The following is a 16,462-nucleotide window of genomic DNA, read 5'->3' on the forward strand; positions in this document are numbered from 1 at the left end:
GAGGATAAAACATGACCACCACCATTTCTCGACTCTATGACACCTATCCGGATGCGGAACGTGCGGTCAGCCGCCTGGAGGCCGCGGGCGTGCAGCACTCCGACATCAGCATCGTCGCGAACAATTCCGATAATTGGTACGGCTCATCCACCGGCAAGGTCGACCGCGATCGCGACGGCGTCGACGATCGCGCCGAAGGCGCCGGCACGGGTGCCGGCATCGGCGCGGGCCTCGGAAGCGCGGCGGGCCTGCTTGCAGGACTCGGCTTGCTGGCCATTCCGGGACTCGGACCGGTGGTTGCCGCCGGATGGCTGGCTTCGACCGCAGTTGGTGCCGCGGCCGGCGCCGCGACGGGCGGCATCGTCGGCGCGCTGACCGAAGCCGGCGTCTCCAAGGACGATGCGTCGCGCTACGCGGAGGGCGTCCGTCGTGGCGGAACGCTGGTATCGGCGCGGGTCCCCGACCAGGACCGCTCACGGCTCGATGCTCTTCTGCACGAAAAGGCCGTGAACCTGCAGGAACGGAGCACCGCCTGGCAAAAATCCGGCTGGAACGGCTTCGATGCCGCAAGCCCGCCGCTGTCGCCTGACGATGTCGGCCGTGAGCGCGAGTTGTACGGCAATGGGATGCGGGGCAGATAAGGATCCGCGAACCAAAACGACAGCACGAGGAGGCTCCACTCAGGTGGAGCCTTTTTCGTCATACACCTCTCTCGTTCCGCGAGCGTGCGGCGGGCATCTCGCAGCGCTCACCGGCGTATTCCGCCTGAGCAGGGCCACATGCTTTCGCTGCTCGGGTAAAGCGCTTTCGATACCCCTCCTTCCAGTATAGCCTTCGACCCTAGAGGAAACGCCGCGAAGACGGCACGAGGTCGCGCATGCTGGACAGGACGATGGATATTGCCGCATCCGCACAAGCCTGGCTCGACGAATTTGAGCGCACGCTTGGCGCACCCGATGGCGCTGGGCTGGATCGTCTTTTCCTCGCCGACAGCTATTGGCGCGACGCGCTGGCACTCAGCTGGAACCTGCAAACAATCGCCGGCGGCGACTCCATCAAGCGGGAGCTGACAACGCTGGCGGCAAAGGTCGCGCCGGGCAGCTTCAAGATCGCGCCCAACCGAGCGCCACCGCGCTGGGTCACGCGTGCCGGGACCAACACTATCGAAGCCATCTTCAATTTCGAGACCGCAATCGGCCGTGGTAGCGGCATCGTCCGGCTCGTACCCGACGCCGCCGACGGCGACCGCCTGAAAGCGTGGACGCTCCTCACCGCGCTCGACGAGCTCAAAGGCTTCGAGGAACAGCTCGGCACCTCGCGGCCGCGCGGCCAGGCCTATTCGCGCGACTTCCGTGGACCGAACTGGCTCGACCTGCGCAACGCCTCGCGCGACTACGCCGCTCGCGATCCTACCGTGCTGGTGGTCGGCGGCGGCCAGGCCGGACTCGCGATTGCGGCGCGGCTGAAGCAGTTGAAGATCGACAGCCTGATCGTCGATCGCGAGGCACGGATCGGGGACAATTGGCGCAAGCGCTACCACGCGCTGACCCTGCACAACCAGGTGCAGGTCAATCATTTGCCCTACATGCCGTTTCCTCCGAGCTGGCCGACCTATATTCCCAAGGACAAGCTCGCCAACTGGTTCGAAGCTTATGTCGAGGCGATGGAGCTCAACTTCTGGACCGACACCGAATTCGAAGGGGGCGCCTATGACGATGCCAAGGGCAATTGGACCGTCACGTTGCGACGTGCTGACGGTGGCAAACGGACCATGCACCCGCGCCATGTGGTGATGGCAACCGGTGTCAGCGGCATCGCCAATGTGCCTTTCATCCCGACACTCGACAACTTCAAGGGCACGCTGCTGCATTCGAGCCGCTACGAGGACGGCGAACACTGGACCGGCAAGCGCGCCATCGTCATCGGCACCGGCAACAGCGGTCACGACATCGCGCAGGATCTTCACTCCAGCGGCGCCGAAGTGACGCTGGTGCAGCGTTCACCTACGCTCGTCACCAATATCGAGCCGTCGGCCCAACTCGCTTATGCGACCTACAATGAGGGCACGCTCGAGGACAACGATCTGATCGCGACCTCGATGCCGGCACCGATTGCGAAGAAGACCCATGTGATGCTGACGGAGCAGTCGAAGCAGCTCGACAAGGAGCTGCTCGACGGCTTGCGGCGCGTCGGCTTCAAGCTCGATTTCGGCGAGGCCGGCACCGGCTGGCAGTTCAAATATCTCACCCGTGGGGGCGGCTATTATTTCAACGTCGGCTGCTCCAACCTCATCGTCGAGGGCGCGATCAAGCTCAGGCAGTTTTCCGAGATGGAGGGCTTCGTCACCGAGGGCGCCCGGATGAAGGACGGCGCGACTATTGCCGCCGATCTGATCGTGCTCTCGACCGGTTACAAGACGCAGGAATATCTGGTGCGGAAACTGTTCGGCGACGGCGTCGTCGACCGGGTCGGCCCTATCTGGGGCTTTGGCGACGGCCTCGAGCTGCGCAACATGTATGCACGCACCAGGCAGCCCGGCCTCTGGTTCATCGCCGGCAGCCTCGCGCAATGCCGGATCAACTCGAAATATCTAGCGCTCCAGATCAAGGCGATCGAGGAAGGGATTTTGGGGCGTGAGGCGGGCGCGATTTGAGCCTCCTCGTCATTGCGAGCGCAGCGAAGCAATCCAGTGTCTTTCCGCGGACACAGTCTGGATTGCTTCGCTGCGCTCGCAATGACAGTGTGGAAACGATCGCGCATCGCCGACACCAATAAGAGGAGAACACCCATGCCAGCCATTCTCGGCACCGGCGAGCACCGCTACCGCGTCGTTGAAAATTTCACAAAGCTGCCGGACGGATGGCAGCTCACCGACGTCGCTTCGGTCGCCGTCGACAGCAAGGACCGCGTCTACGTCTTCAACCGCGGGGCCCATCCGATGGTGGTGCTGGACCGCGAGGGCAATTTCTTGCGCAGTTGGGGCGAAGGCCTGTTCTCGCGCGCCCATGGCCTGCACATCGATGCCGACGACAATCTCTATTGCACCGATGACGGCGACCACACCGTGCGCAAGTGCAGCACAGACGGCAAGGTGCTGCTGACGATCGGCATTCCCGAGAAACCGTCGCCGTTCATGAGCGGCGATCCCTTTCACCGCTGTACCCACACCGCGCTGTCGCCGAAGGGCGAAATCTACGTCTCCGACGGCTATGGCAATGCGCGCGTGCACAAGTTCACGCCCGGCGGCAAGCTGATGACCAGCTGGGGCGAGCCCGGCACCGACCCCGGCCAGTTCAACATCGTGCACAACATCGCCACCGATGCCGACGGCTTTGTCTATGTCGCCGACCGCGAGAACCATCGCGTTCAGGTGTTCGACGGCAACGGCAAGTACGAGACGCAGTGGAACAATCTGCACCGCCCTTGTGCGCTATGCTGTTGCGGTGGGGCTAAGAGCCCGACCTTCGTTATCGGGGAACTCGGCCCTGGCCTGGCGGTCAACCGCAAGGTACCCAATCTCGGCCCGCGGTTGTCGATCGTGGACGCCAAGGGCAACCGCATCGCGCGGCTCGGCGGCGAGGCAGGCCCGGGCGTTGCGAGCGGAAAATTCCTGGCACCGCACGGCATTGCACTGGATTCCAGGGGCGACATCTATGTCGGCGAGGTCGGCGTCACCGACTGGAAGACCAGCTTTCCGGATGAGGAGATGCCGGCCGCGGTGCGCGCGACGCGATGTTTGCAGAAGCTGGAGCGGGTGCGGGAGTAGCTGCCTCGGCACATCCACATCGCGCTGTCAGGACGACGCTGCCTCCGCGGCCTCGGCCCTGGAAATCACGGCGTTTTTCGCGTTTTGCCACCCCCCGGCCGCAATGCTTGCGCCGGAATAAGTCGCTCAACGGGCTTCACAATCCCGTCACGCTGCATGTAGTATGTCAGTTACGTGCTGCTTCGCAGCGTACATTGGAGGCCAGGAGCGTTACTTGAACGCACATGTCTCGCAAGGCCATTGGCCGGTGTTGGTGCTGAATGCGGACTTCCGGCCGCTGAGTTACTACCCACTGTCTTTGTGGTCGTGGCAGGACGCGATCAAGGCGGTATTCCTCGACCGCGTCAACATCGTCGCGCATTACGATCAGGCGGTCCATAGCCCCACGCTGCAAATGCAGCTACCGAGCGTGGTCTCGCTCAAATCCTTCGTCAAGCCGACCACCCACCCTGCCTTCACCCGATTCAACGTCTTCCTGCGCGATCGTTTCGCCTGCCAATATTGCGGCTCGCCCGAAGACCTCACCTTCGACCACATCATCCCGCGCAGCAAAGGCGGCCAGACCACCTGGGAGAATGTGGTTGCGGCGTGCTCGCCCTGCAATCTGCGCAAGGGCAATCTGACGCCGGTGCAGGCCAAGATGTTTCCACGCCAGCACGCGTTCGCGCCGACCGTGCACCAGCTCCACCGCAACGGCCGGCTGTTCCCACCGAACTATCTGCACGACAGCTGGCTGGACTATCTCTACTGGGATACGGAGCTGGATCCGTAGCGTCGGCGTGCAGGCCCTCAGCGGTCCATCGTTGACTCGCGGCGCTCAACACCGGGAGAGATCAGCGAACTTCGCTATCTGCGCGCCTGCTCCAGATCGATCTGATAGACGGAAATCCGGTCGATCTCGAATGCGACGGTAGGCGGCGACTCCGCGTCGACCGGACCGACGCCGAGGAAGAATTTCGATCCGATCGCGAGATTGACGATCATGTACATGGGATCGTCGAAACCGATCGGCACCTTGATGTCGGACACCGGCCTGCGGTCGATGAAATAGACCAGGCGATCCTCCTCCCACAGCACGCCGTAAGTGTGGAATGCGCTCGACGCGTCGCCCACCGCGAAGTCGAAGCCGCAGGACTGGATCTTCTGGGTCGAGGGAATCCGCCAATGCGTCGTCATCACGAGATCACCCGGCTTTTCGCCGCGGCCTTCCAGCACGTCGACCTCCGGCGGCCAGCCGCCGTCATCCGCCAGCATCCAGAACGCCGGCCACACCGCGTGCCCGACCGGCACCTTGGCGCGGATCTCGAAATACCCGTGCTTCTGCGCGAACGTGCCCTGGGTCGTCAGTATCCCGGAGATGTACTCGTTGTCGAACAGCACCGGTTTCAATTCCAGCGGCGTGTGGCTGGCGACGATCGACAGCACGCCGTCCTTGACCTTGAAGGGATCGAGCCCGAGCGGCGCCGCCGCACGCCCGGCGTAGCGCGGATCGACATAGATCTGTTGCTCGCCATTGGCGCTGGTCTTGCGCTTGAAGTCGGAGCCGTCGCCACCCCAGTAGCGCGCCTCCGGCCAGGCCGCACCGCCGGCGTAATGCGGCACCCAGCGTCCGTTCGCCAGCGGATGCTCGTCAAAATCCTCGTTGAAGGTCCGGCGTAGCGGCAAGAAGACCAGCGAGGCCGGATTGACCTCCTCCAGCCGGCGGCACTCGATGGTGGAGGGATCGGTCGTGACCTGCAGCGACATGCTCACCGGGGCAGCATTGAGATCGTCCTGCGCGATGGCCGGCGCAGGCACTACGCAGAGACCGATCGCAGCCAGAGCGCCCCTCGTCCAACGCGCGATCATCACCGCTCTTCGAAGATGCCAGAGGAAGGGCGGAAGTTAGCTCGCCCATATCGGGACGCGCAAGAGCGGGCCCGCGACCGCGCGCCAATTCGGGGGCGCCACCCGCCCACGCCATCCGGATTTTCGTGCACTTATAAAAATGGAGCACCGCGCGCGGCAGGCGACCGGCGGGTCTCCCTCGGGGACGGAACTCGAAGCGCCGGCATCCGTTCAGAGTCGAGGCCGGATGTCGCGCGGACGCCAGTTGTCCGCGACAGACATATCCGGCCCCGCCACAGCACAAGGGGAGAATAGTGATGGCCACAAGCGAGACGGATCACGTCTACAAGATCCTGGAACTGGTCGGATCGTCCGAGACCTCGATCGAGGATGCGATCAAGAACGCGGTCAGCCGGGCCGCAAAGACCGTTCGCGAGATGAAATGGTTCGAGGTTGTGCAAACGCGCGGCCATATCGAGAATGGTGCCGTGCGCCACTACCAGGTGACGCTGCGGGTCGGCTTCACGCTGGATGAGTAAGGCAGAAAACGCCGGGCGAAGCCGACGCCCGACGCCAGCCTGGTTAGCTCGACAATAGCTCCGTCCATTGCCGAGGATTGTTCCAACCGGAAGCGCACAATCCGCGCGGATGTTGCAACAGGCCGTTAAGGCCAAAGTGAGAGGTTTGCGCCGAAATGGAGCAAGCCTGATGACCACGGGTCGCGAACTCGGAAAGACTCGCCTTCCGCTCTGGGCAGCGGGTTTCGTCATCCTGACCTGCTTCGCCATCCTCGGCTTGAGCGCCTGGCGTGAATGGGAAACACGCGATGCAGATCTCAAGAACGCCGAGATCGACGTCGCCAATCTGGCGCATTCGCTGATCCAGCACGCGGACGACACCTTCGAACTCGTTGATACGATCCTCGTCGGGCTGGTCCATCGGCTCGAAATCGACGGCACGGGTCTGGACACGATTACCAAGCTTCAGGCCTATCTGCCGACACGGAAATCGTCGGACCGCATCCGCGGCATCTTCGTTTATGACGCGACCGGGCAGTGGCTTGCCACGACCGAGCGGCTCGACTTCTCCAAGCTCAACAACAGCGACCGCGGATACTTCCAGCGTCATCGCGACTCGCCCGAGATGGGCACGTTGATCGGAGCGCCCGTGAAGAGTCGAGCCGGCGGCCAATGGGTCGTCACCGCGTCCCGCCGGATCAACGATGTCGACGGCGGCTTCGCCGGCGTTGCCCTGCTCACGATCGACGTCAGCTATTTCGTCAAGTTCTACGAGCGGTTTGACATCGGTCCGAACGGCTCGACGTCGCTGCTCAACGATAGCGGCATCATGCTGGCGCGCAGCCGCGACGACAGCGGCGCCTTTGTCGGACGCGACCTGTCCAACGCGCCCTTGTTCAAGGGATGGGAAAGTCGTCCCGCCGCAGCAGTCTACTATTTCAAGTCGCCGCTCGATGGCGTCCAGCGGCTTAGCTATTACCAACGCAGCAGCCGCTATCCCCTGATGGTGCTGGCGAGCAAGTCGCGGGACGACGTGCTGGCACCCTGGCGGCAAGCCGCGGCAGCGCGCACCACCTTCGTCCTCGGCCTCGTGCTGCTGATCGCGGTGATCGGCTTCTACCTGGTCCGTCAGCTCGTACAGCGGCAGCGCATGGCCCAGGCCCTCGTCGTCAACGAAGCAAACTTCCGCCTGTTAGCCGAGCAATCCAGCGACATGGTGACCCGGATCGGGCTGGACAACCGGCTGCTCTACGTTTCCCCCTCGTGCGTACGCATCACGGGCTGGTCGTCCGACGAACTGCTGTCCACTTCGGCCCTGGCCGGCATTCACGCCGACGACATGGAGCGGGTCGAGCAGGCTATCGCCGCGCTGAGGAATGGCGAGGCCGAGGAGGCGCGGTTCGTCTATCGCCAGCGTCACCGCGACAAGGGCGAGATCTGGGCGGAGGCGGCGTTGCACGTGACCCTGGCGTCGGACAGCGGCGAGATCGACGGCGTCGTCGCGGTGGTGCGCGACATGACGGAGCAGAAGGATCTTCAGGACAAGCTCGCCTCACTCGCAACGACCGACGGCCTTACCGGCCTCGCCAACCGGCGCACATTCGACGAGCGTCTCGCGGACGAATGGGCGCGCGCCAGGCGCGACGGCACGCAGCTCTCGCTCCTGCTGATCGATGTCGATTATTTCAAGAAGTTCAACGACCATTACGGCCATCTGGCGGGCGACGGATGCCTGCGCGCGCTGGGCCGGATTCTGTCAGCGCTCACCAAGCGCCCGGCCGACCTCGCGGCGCGCTACGGTGGCGAAGAATTCGCCGTGCTGTTGCCGAACACCGGTCCCGAGGGCTGCGCCGAGGTCGGCGATGGGATTCGCAAGGCGCTGCACGATCTCGCCATGCTGCATGCGCAAAGTCCCCCCTCGCGCCTGGTGACCGCAAGCGTCGGCGGCGCGACGAGTCTGCCATCCCAAACCACGGCGGACTGCAGCACGCTGGTCGCCGCCGCCGACCGCGCGCTCTACGCCGCCAAGGACAACGGCCGTGACCGGCTGGTGATGTCGGGACAGGTCGTTCCCTGGCCCGCCAAGAGCGCGTGACGGATCGACCGTTGCGCCGGATTTGTCGCCTGCGCCCCAGCGCGTTATGACTTGGATCACGGCCGGATGTTCGACCAATCCGAGAGTGCCGCTGTGACTGGTAGAATCAAACTCGTCCTCTTCGACATGGACAATGTCCTCTGCGACTACGACAGGGCAAAGCGTGTCGCATGGCTGGCGAAGCTTGCGGGGACCACGAACGAATCCGTCCACAAGGCGATCTGGGACAGCGGCTTCGAGCTGCTCGGCGATTCCGGCACTCTCGACGCCGCGGACTATTTGCGGTGTTTCGGCGAGCGCATCGGCTATCCGCTGTCACTGGACGAGTGGATCGAGGCGCGACGCCGTTCAATGCAGGCCGATCGTGCGATGCTGGAGATTGCCGGCAGCTTGCGTCAAACCGTCGACATTGCCGTCCTGACCAACAACACCACGCTGGTCGCCGACCATATCGCTGCGCTGCTGCCGGAATTGCCGCCGCTGTTCGGCAAGCGAATCTACGCCTCGGCCCGGTTCAAGACGGCGAAGCCGGACCCGCGCTGCTACCGCCTCTGTCTGTCGGAGCTCGACGTCACACCGGAGAGCGTCCTGTTCGTCGACGATCTCATGGTCAATGTCGCCGGCGCGCGAGAGGCGGGCCTGTTCGTGCATCACCACACCTCGGTTGAGGCTTTCAGCCGAGCCCTTTCGGAGTACGGCCTGCTTTACGCATGAATGCGCGCTTCGCTTTTCCCGGCGTCATGCGAGATGGCACGCCACAAAGTGCCCGCCCGCTCCCTCCTTCAGCTCCGGTGCGCTTTCCGCGCAACGCGGCTGGGCGATAGGACAGCGGGTGTGGAAATGGCAGCCCGACGGTGGCTTCATCGGGCTCGGAACGTCGCCCTTGAGGCGGATGCGCTCGCGCTTGAGCTTGGGATCGGGCACCGGCACCGCTGATAACAGCGCCCTCGTGTATGGATGCTGCGGATTGCGATAGAGGTCGCTGGCCTTGGCGAGCTCGACGATACGGCCAAGATACATCACCGCGACCCGGTCGGAGATGTGCTCGACCACCGACAAATCGTGCGCGACGAAGAGATAGGTGAGGTTCAGCTCGGCCTGGAGATCTTCCAGCAAGTTGATGACCTGCGCCTGGATCGAGACGTCGAGCGCGGACACCGGTTCGTCGCAGACGATCAGTTTCGGCTCGACCGCGAGCGCGCGCGCGATCACGATGCGCTGGCGCTGGCCGCCGGAAAACTCATGCGGATAGCGGCGCATGTGCTCGGCCTTGAGACCGACCTTCACCAGCAGGCTCGCAACGCGATCCTCGCGCTCCTTGGCCGATGAGCCGAGCTTGTGGATGACGAGCGCCTCGCCGAGGATGGCGCCGACCGTCATGCGCGGATTGAGGGAGGCGAACGGATCCTGGAACACGAGCTGCATGTTCCGCCGCATCGCGCGCAAATCGGTGCCGCCGAGCTGGCCGACATCCTGGCCGTCGAACACGACCTCGCCGTCGGTCGGCTCGATCAGGCGCAGCACGCAGCGTCCCGTCGTCGACTTCCCGCAGCCGGATTCGCCGACGAGGCCGAGCGTCTCGCCGCGATTGACCGAGAACGAGACCCCGTCGACCGCATAAACGCTGCCGACCTGACGCGACAACAGGCCGCCATGCACGGGAAAATATTTCTTCAGGCCGCTGACGCGGAGCAAGGGCTCGGTCATGCTGCGCCTCCCAACTGCGTATCTCCCAGATGACAGGCCATGCGGTGGCCGGGCGCGATCTCGCGCAGCAACGGCTCCCTCTCGGTGCAGACGCTCATGGCGTGGCGGCAGCGCGGCGCGAAGCGGCAGCCGACCGGCGGATTGATCAGGATCGGCACCGAGCCGCCGATCGCCTCCAGCCGCACCTTGTGCTCGCTGGCGAGATCGATGCGCGGGATCGAGCGGATCAGTCCCTGGGTATAGGGATGGCCGGGATTGCCGAAGAGCTCGTCGACAGACGCCTCCTCCACCACCTTGCCGGCATACATCACGACGACGCGCTGCGCGGTCTCGGCGACGACGCCCATGGCATGGGTGATCAGCATCACCGCCATGCCGAAACGTTCCTTCATGTCCTGGAGCAGGTCGAGGATCTGCGCCTGAATGGTGACGTCGAGGGCCGTGGTGGGCTCGTCGGCGATGATCAGCTTCGGCTTGCAGGCGAGCGCCATCGCGATCATCACGCGCTGGCGCATGCCGCCGGAGAACTGATGCGGATAGTTGTGCACCCGGCCTTCGGCATTGGGAATCTGCACCAGCTTGAGCATCTCGATGGTGCGCTCGAGCGCCTGTTTCCTGGTGACGTTCTCATGGCGGCGCAGGCTTTCGGCGATCTGCTCGCCGATGGTCAGCACCGGATTGAGCGAGGTCATCGGCTCCTGGAAGATGAAGCCGATCTCCTTGGCGCGGATCTCGTCGAGCTGACTGCTCGTCAGCGGCACGAGATCGCGGCCTTCGAAGATGATCTCGCCCGCCGCGATGCGGCCCGGCGGCATCGCGATCAGCTTGAGGATCGACATCGCGGTGACGGTCTTGCCGCAGCCGGATTCGCCGACGACGCAGAGCGTCTCGCCGCGATTGATGGAGATGTCGACACCGTCGACGGCCTGGAGGATGCCGTCGTCGGTGGAGAAGTGGGTTTTCAGTCCCTTGATCTCGAGCAGCGGCGCCATCAGATCACCCGCCGCGCATCGAGCGCGTCACGCAGGCCGTCGCCGATGAAGTTGATGGCGACCACCGCGATGAAGATCGCGCCGCCCGGAAACAGCGCCCAGTGCGGGCCGATGTCGAGAAAGTCCTTGGCATCATAGAGCAGCCGGCCCCAGGTCGGGGTATCCGGAGGGAAGCCGAGACCGAGGAAGGACAGCGTCGATTCCGCGATGATGGCGGCGGCCACGTCGATGGTGCCGGCGATGATCACCGGACCCAGCGCATTAGGCAGGATATGGCGCACTACCTGCCGCACCGGGCTTGCCCCGAGCGCGCGCGCGGCTTCGACGAATTCCTTCTCGCGGATCGACAGGAACTGCGCCCGAACGAGCCGGGCGACGGGCATCCAGCGCAAGCCACCGATCACGAGCACGATCAGGATGAAAATGCCGCCCTCGGGGCCGAAAGCGGCCTTCAGCCCGTCGCGGAAGAGATAGATCAGCAGCAGCAGCAGGGGCAATTGCGGCAGCGACAGAAAGAGATCGGTGAGCCACATCAGCCCATGACCGAGCGCGCCGCGCGACATGCCAGCGAGCGCGCCGATCAACACGCCGACAAAGACCGAGACCAGCATCGCGGCGAGACCGACCGCGAGCGAGATGCGCCCGCCATAGATCATGCGGGCGAGGATATCCTGCCCGAGATCGTCGGTGCCAAAGGGATGGGCCAGCGACGGCCCCTGCATGCCCGCCACGATGTCGATGTCGTCGATCTTGACCCGCCAGACGAAGGGGCCGACCACCACCGCCAGGATCAGAACGAGGAGCAGGAACGCGCTGACCACGGCAAGCTTGTGCCGGCTATAGCGCCGCCACGTGTCGCGCCAGGGCGAGTAGACGCGCCGCTCAGCGGAGGGAGATGCGAGGGTCAAGCCAGCCATAAAGAACGTCCGCGATGAGATTGAACAGCACGACCAGGCACGCAAAGACGAAGGTGACGGCCATCACCACCGGCGTGTCGTTGGAAAGGATGGAGGAGATCAGCAGCGAGCCGATGCCGGGGATGCGGAAAATCTGCTCGGTGACGATCGCGCCGCCGAACACCGCCGGGATTTGCAACGCAATCAGCGTGACGACCGGGATCATCGCGTTACGCATCACATGCTTGATGATCACCCGCCGCTGACCGATGCCCTTGGCGCGCGCGGTGGTGACATAGTCGAGCCGGATGACGTCGAGCATCGCCGAGCGCACGAAACGTGTCATCGACGCAGCCTGGAACAGGCCGAGCACCGCCACCGGCATGATCGCCTGACGGATCATCTCCAGCACCCAGTGAATCCCAGTGCCCTTGATGTCGGTCGTGTAGACGAAAGGCAGCCAGTCCAGCGTGACCGAGAAGATCAGGATGAACAGGATGCCGGTGAAGAAGGTCGGCAGCGAGAAGCCGACAAAGGCGAGCGTGTTGGCGACCTGGTCGAACAGCGAATAAGGTTTCGTCGCGGCATAGACCCCGACCGGGATCGCGATCAGGAGCGCCAGAATCTGCGCCGAGCCGATCACGTAGAGCGTCGTGGGCAGTCGCTGGAGAATGAGCGTGTCGACGTTCATCCGGCTGACGAAGGAGAAACCCCAGTCGCCGTGCAGCATGGCGTTGAGCCAATGCAGGTAACGAAGGTAGATCGGATCGTCGAGGCCGAACTTCGCCCGAAGCGCGAGAGCGACTTCGGGCGGCACGTTCGGATTGGTCGCCAGCTCCGAGAAAGGATCGCCCGGGGCGAGTGCGAGCACGACAAACAGCACCAGCGAGATTCCGAGCAGGCTCGGAATCGCGATCAGGAGGCGACGCAGGACATACTGGCTCATGAAGAAGGACCGCTCTAGGCGTGCGTGATCATTCTTCGCGGTACCAGTCGAACAAATTGTCGGTCTCGTTGGCCCAGCCGGAAACGACCGGGCGCAGATTGTTGGCGGCCGCCTCGACCTTCAGGCGGTGCTGTACCGGGATGAAAACGATGTCCTGGTACATCAGATCATTGGCCTTGATGTAGAGCGCCGCGCGCTTGACCGGATCCATCTCGCCGTCCGCGGCCAGGATGGTCGCGTCGTACTCCTTGTTGACCCAGCGCGGGAAGTTGGTGCCCTGCCACTTGTTCTCCTTGGTGGCGACGAGGTTCGAAAGGTAGCGACGCATATGCTGCGACGGATCGGGCTGGCTCAGCGGGATCTGGAACATCTCCATGTCGGCGTAGAACTTGGAATAGGTGTCGGGATTGCCGACGTCGGAGGAGAAGAACACGGAGGCGACGACCGATTTCAGCTCGACGTCGATGCCCGCCTTCTGGCACGCCTGCTTGACGATCGCCTGCGTCTTCTGGCGCGGCCCGTTGATCGCGGTCTGGTAGAGGAGCTTCAGCTTCTTGCCGTCCTTCTCGCGGATGCCGTCGGCGCCCGGCTTCCAGCCGGCGTCGTCGAGGATCTTCGAGGCCTTCTCGACGCTGAACTCCCACGAGGTGTTCTTGGACACGAATTTTTCGGGCCCGTTGAGGAAGTTGGCGGTGGTGCGGCCGGCGCGGCCGTAGATCGCCTTCTTCACCGACTCGCGATCAATCAGCAGCGAGAGCGCCTTGCGCACCGCCGGATCGGAAAACAGCGGGTGCTTGGTCTTTATCGAGGAGCGTTCGCCATCGACCTCGGTGTTGGGATCGGTGAAGTTCAGTGCGATGAATTCGGTGTCGCCGCCGACAGCGTAGACGGTCTTGCCCTTGCCGCCCTTCTCCAGGCGCAGCAGCACATCGTCCTCGACCTGAATGTTCCAGCCGAAATCATATTCGCCGGTCTGGATCACCGCGCGCGCGGCAGAGACGGCGTCGCCGCCGCCCTTCATCTCGATCGAATCGAAATAGGGCCGGTTCGCCATGTGATAATCGGGATTGATCACGCCGCGGACAAGATCGCCCGGCTTGAACTCGACGAACTTGTAGGGGCCGGTGCCGACCGGCGAGAGGTTGGTCGGCGCCTCCCGCGACTTGGACCCCATATAGTCCTTGAACAGATGTTTCGGGATGATGGTATTGGGAGCCCCGACAAAAGCGTCGGCCCAGAACGGCGTGGGCTTGTTGAAGAGGATGCGGACCGTGAGGTCGTCCACCTTCTCGACGGTGATGTCGCGGAGCGTCGCGATCGTCAGCGCGGAGGTCGCCGGATCCTTGGCATATTCCCAGTTGAAGACGACGTCGTCGGCCGTGAACGGCGTGCCGTCGTGCCATTTGACGCCGGGCTTGAGCTTCCAGGTCACCGACTTGCCGTCGGCGGCGAGGCCACCGTTCTGGATCGAGGGAGTTTCGGCGGCCAGAACCAGCTTCATGTTGCCGTCGGGATCCCAACAGGCGAGCGGCTCGTAGAACAGGCGCGCGCCGTCCTGGTCCTTGGTGCCGGTGGCAAAATGCGGATTGAGCAGGGTGGGCCCCTGCCACCACAGCAGCTTGAGCGCACCACCGCCGCCGCGCTTGGTCGGCTTGTAGGTCGAGGCGCCCTCAGCCATCGCGACGCCGCCAAGCGCGAGGATCTGGTTGGCCAAAGGCGCGGTGAGACCCACGGCAGCCAGGCGCTGAATGAAGCCGCGGCGATCCATCCGCCCGTCCTTCACGTCACCGATCATCGAACGCAGTTCTTTATCCAGCATGGTTGTCCCCGTCTGGTTCCCGTATGGATGCAGGCGGTCGCGCGGGGCGACCACAAAGTTGGCTGGCGGTAGATGGCACACCGAATGGGCCGCGCGTCAACCGGGACCGTGTGTATGCAAACGGTCTTCTGACTGTCTGTTGGGCAAAATCATATTCCGCAGCCCATCCGTTCGGCAATCCAGCATCAAAACGCGCTGAATTCCGCGCTGCACTGCAGAAAATTTGATCGCCGGATCAGACGAAGTATCGAGGCGAAATTCTACGCCACGGACATGTCGAGCGGCGGCGCGACATGGTCTGGCAGCGGACAGACGTAAGGCGTCTTGGCCGTCCGCTTCTTAAGGTCAGCCTTGGCAGCCTTGATCAGCTCCGGGTCCGTCAGCGCCTTGATGCCGATGCCGGCCATCGCCTTGGCGGCCTGCACCATGGCCTTGTGGGCATGCGCGCTCTTGCCCTGCGCGACCACCTGCCAAGTGTGGAAGGGCGTACCGATTGCAACCGTGGGTGCGTGAACCTGCACGGTCGGCACCACCCAGCTCACGTCGCCGACGTCGGTCGAACCGACCAGCGGATTGCGCTTGGCATCGAGTGGCACCAGGAAGTCAGCCAGCGGCCGGTCGGTCGGCTCCATGCCGATCGCGTAATAGACCGACTCGATGTCCTTGTCGCTCAGCGTCGCGCGGATCTCCGTGGCAAAGCCCTTGTCTGCGTCGTCGAAATGCGGCGGTCCGAGCTCTTCCATGACCCGGTGCAGCGCGTGCTCCAGCGGCGTGTTCGGCAGGATGTTGGAGACCGCGGAGATGATCTTCATCTCGACCTTGGTCTCGGTCATCAGCGCCGCGCCGTCCGCGATCTTGCTCACTCGTCCGACCAGCTCGTTCATGCCGGGCAGATCACGGGCGCGGATCGAATAACGCACGCGCGCATGCGCCTGCACCACGTTCGGGGCGATGCCACCGGTGTCGAGCAGCGCGTAGTGCACGCGCGCGTCGCTCGGCATGTGCTCGCGCATATAGTTCACGCCGACATTCATCAGCTCCACGGCGTCGAGCGCGGAGCGGCCGAGATGCGGCGAGGCCGCCGCATGCGAGGTGCGGCCGGTGAAGATGAAGTCGGCGCGGGTGTTGGCGAGTGACGGCGTCACCGCGACTTCCCAGAAGCTGTGCGGATGCCAGGTGATGGCGATGTCGGCGTCTTCAAATGCGCCGGAGCGCACCATGAAGGCTTTTGCCGCGCCGCCCTCCTCCGCGGGGCAGCCGTAATAGCGCACGCGACCCGGCACCTTGTTCTCGGCAAGCCAGTCCTTCACCGCCGTCGCGGCGAGGAGAGCTGCGGAACCGAGCAGATTGTGACCGCAGCCATGGCCGTGGCCACCGGTCTCGACCGGACGATGCTCCGCGACGCCCGCCTCCTGGCTGAGGCCCGGCAGCGCGTCATATTCCCCCATGAAGGCAATGACCGGTCCGCCCTCGCCCCATTCGCCCATCACCGCGGTCGGAATGCCCGCGACCTGCTCGGTGATGCGAAAGCCCTGATGACGCAACTCGGCAAGATGCTCGGCGGCGGACCGCGCCTCGGTGTAGCAGACTTCGGGCATGCCCCAGACCTTGTCGCTGAGGTCGATGAAACGTGCCTTGATCGTGTCGATGCCACGCCAGATGTCGCTGCGGTTGTCCATGCTTCGGTCCGTGATCCCTAGGTCAAACGAAGCGGCAATGGTTAGCAGCTTCATTGTACGGCGCCTAGCACCTCGCCGGACAGCAGCCATGCGGTCAATGCCGGAGAGCCGCCCGACCGACCGTGCATAACCGGTCCTGTGCCTTTCAAAGATTTCACACGGCGTTCTCTGGAATAGTTAGGAACGAGGCTTTCAAGACGGCCTCCTCCGGCCTAAA

Annotated in this window: 14 protein-coding genes; 7 read left to right on the forward strand and 7 right to left on the reverse strand. The window is 63.9% G+C overall.

Going from position 1 to position 16,462, the window contains the following annotated elements:
- Positions 1-11 precede the first annotated feature (11 nt).
- From IVB40_RS31735 to IVB40_RS31750, 4 genes are all read left to right on the forward strand, one after another.
- Complete coding sequence (locus tag IVB40_RS31735; RefSeq protein WP_247817324.1) at positions 12-641, forward strand: hypothetical protein; 630 nt, start codon at positions 12-14, stop codon at positions 639-641.
- A gap of 236 nt (positions 642-877) precedes the next feature.
- Positions 878-2,653 (forward strand): NAD(P)-binding domain-containing protein, encoded by a 1,776-nt coding sequence (locus IVB40_RS31740; RefSeq protein WP_247817325.1) that lies wholly within the window; start codon positions 878-880, stop codon positions 2,651-2,653.
- Positions 2,654-2,788: 135 nt separating this feature from the next.
- On the forward strand, positions 2,789-3,766 hold the full coding sequence (locus IVB40_RS31745; RefSeq protein ID WP_247817326.1) for a peptidyl-alpha-hydroxyglycine alpha-amidating lyase family protein: 978 nt from the start codon (positions 2,789-2,791) through the stop codon (positions 3,764-3,766).
- A 214-nt stretch (positions 3,767-3,980) separates the two neighbouring features.
- Positions 3,981-4,538 carry an HNH endonuclease gene (locus IVB40_RS31750; protein WP_007597381.1) on the forward strand — a complete coding sequence of 186 codons (558 nt, stop codon included), beginning with the start codon at positions 3,981-3,983 and terminating at the stop codon, positions 4,536-4,538.
- 74 nt (positions 4,539-4,612) lie between these two features.
- Here the strand turns inward: IVB40_RS31750 and IVB40_RS31755 are convergent, their stop codons facing one another.
- Positions 4,613-5,614: a glycoside hydrolase family 16 protein gene (locus IVB40_RS31755; protein ID WP_247817327.1), complete on the reverse strand. Its 1,002-nt coding sequence runs from the start codon at positions 5,612-5,614 to the stop codon at positions 4,613-4,615.
- Positions 5,615-5,910: 296 nt separating this feature from the next.
- Between IVB40_RS31755 and IVB40_RS31760 the strand changes: the two genes are divergently transcribed.
- From IVB40_RS31760 to IVB40_RS31770, 3 genes are all read left to right on the forward strand, one after another.
- Positions 5,911-6,132 (forward strand): dodecin, encoded by a 222-nt coding sequence (locus IVB40_RS31760; protein ID WP_018453224.1) that lies wholly within the window; start codon positions 5,911-5,913, stop codon positions 6,130-6,132.
- Positions 6,133-6,301: 169 nt separating this feature from the next.
- Positions 6,302-8,206 (forward strand): sensor domain-containing diguanylate cyclase, encoded by a 1,905-nt coding sequence (locus IVB40_RS31765; RefSeq protein WP_247817328.1) that lies wholly within the window; start codon positions 6,302-6,304, stop codon positions 8,204-8,206.
- A 66-nt stretch (positions 8,207-8,272) separates the two neighbouring features.
- A complete protein-coding gene (locus tag IVB40_RS31770; protein WP_247817329.1) occupies positions 8,273-8,920 on the forward strand; it encodes an HAD family phosphatase in 648 nt (215 codons plus the stop codon).
- Between the two features lie 24 nt (positions 8,921-8,944).
- Here the strand turns inward: IVB40_RS31770 and IVB40_RS31775 are convergent, their stop codons facing one another.
- The 6 genes from IVB40_RS31775 to IVB40_RS31800 form a co-directional block, all read right to left on the reverse strand.
- Positions 8,945-9,913 (reverse strand): dipeptide ABC transporter ATP-binding protein, encoded by a 969-nt coding sequence (locus tag IVB40_RS31775; RefSeq protein WP_027565638.1) that lies wholly within the window; start codon positions 9,911-9,913, stop codon positions 8,945-8,947.
- On the reverse strand, positions 9,910-10,905 hold the full coding sequence (locus IVB40_RS31780; protein ID WP_007615332.1) for an ABC transporter ATP-binding protein: 996 nt from the start codon (positions 10,903-10,905) through the stop codon (positions 9,910-9,912). Before IVB40_RS31780 ends, IVB40_RS31775 begins: the two co-directional genes overlap by 4 nt.
- Positions 10,905-11,822, reverse strand: coding sequence for an ABC transporter permease (locus IVB40_RS31785; protein WP_247817330.1), 918 nt, complete (start codon positions 11,820-11,822; stop codon positions 10,905-10,907). The genes IVB40_RS31780 and IVB40_RS31785 overlap by 1 nt, the downstream gene beginning before the upstream one ends.
- Positions 11,788-12,747 (reverse strand): ABC transporter permease, encoded by a 960-nt coding sequence (locus tag IVB40_RS31790; RefSeq protein ID WP_007597394.1) that lies wholly within the window; start codon positions 12,745-12,747, stop codon positions 11,788-11,790. Before IVB40_RS31790 ends, IVB40_RS31785 begins: the two co-directional genes overlap by 35 nt.
- A 28-nt stretch (positions 12,748-12,775) precedes the next feature.
- Positions 12,776-14,566 carry a peptide ABC transporter substrate-binding protein gene (locus IVB40_RS31795; protein ID WP_247357778.1) on the reverse strand — a complete coding sequence of 597 codons (1,791 nt, stop codon included), beginning with the start codon at positions 14,564-14,566 and terminating at the stop codon, positions 12,776-12,778.
- Positions 14,567-14,826: 260 nt separating this feature from the next.
- The gene (locus IVB40_RS31800; protein ID WP_247427559.1) at positions 14,827-16,245 is read right to left on the reverse strand and encodes a M20 family metallopeptidase; all 1,419 of its coding nucleotides are present in this window, start codon (positions 16,243-16,245) and stop codon (positions 14,827-14,829) included.
- Between the last annotated feature and the right edge of the window lie 217 nt (positions 16,246-16,462).

The sequence above is a fragment of the Bradyrhizobium sp. 40 genome (assembly GCF_023100925.1).
Classification (GTDB): Bacteria; Pseudomonadota; Alphaproteobacteria; order Rhizobiales; family Xanthobacteraceae; genus Bradyrhizobium.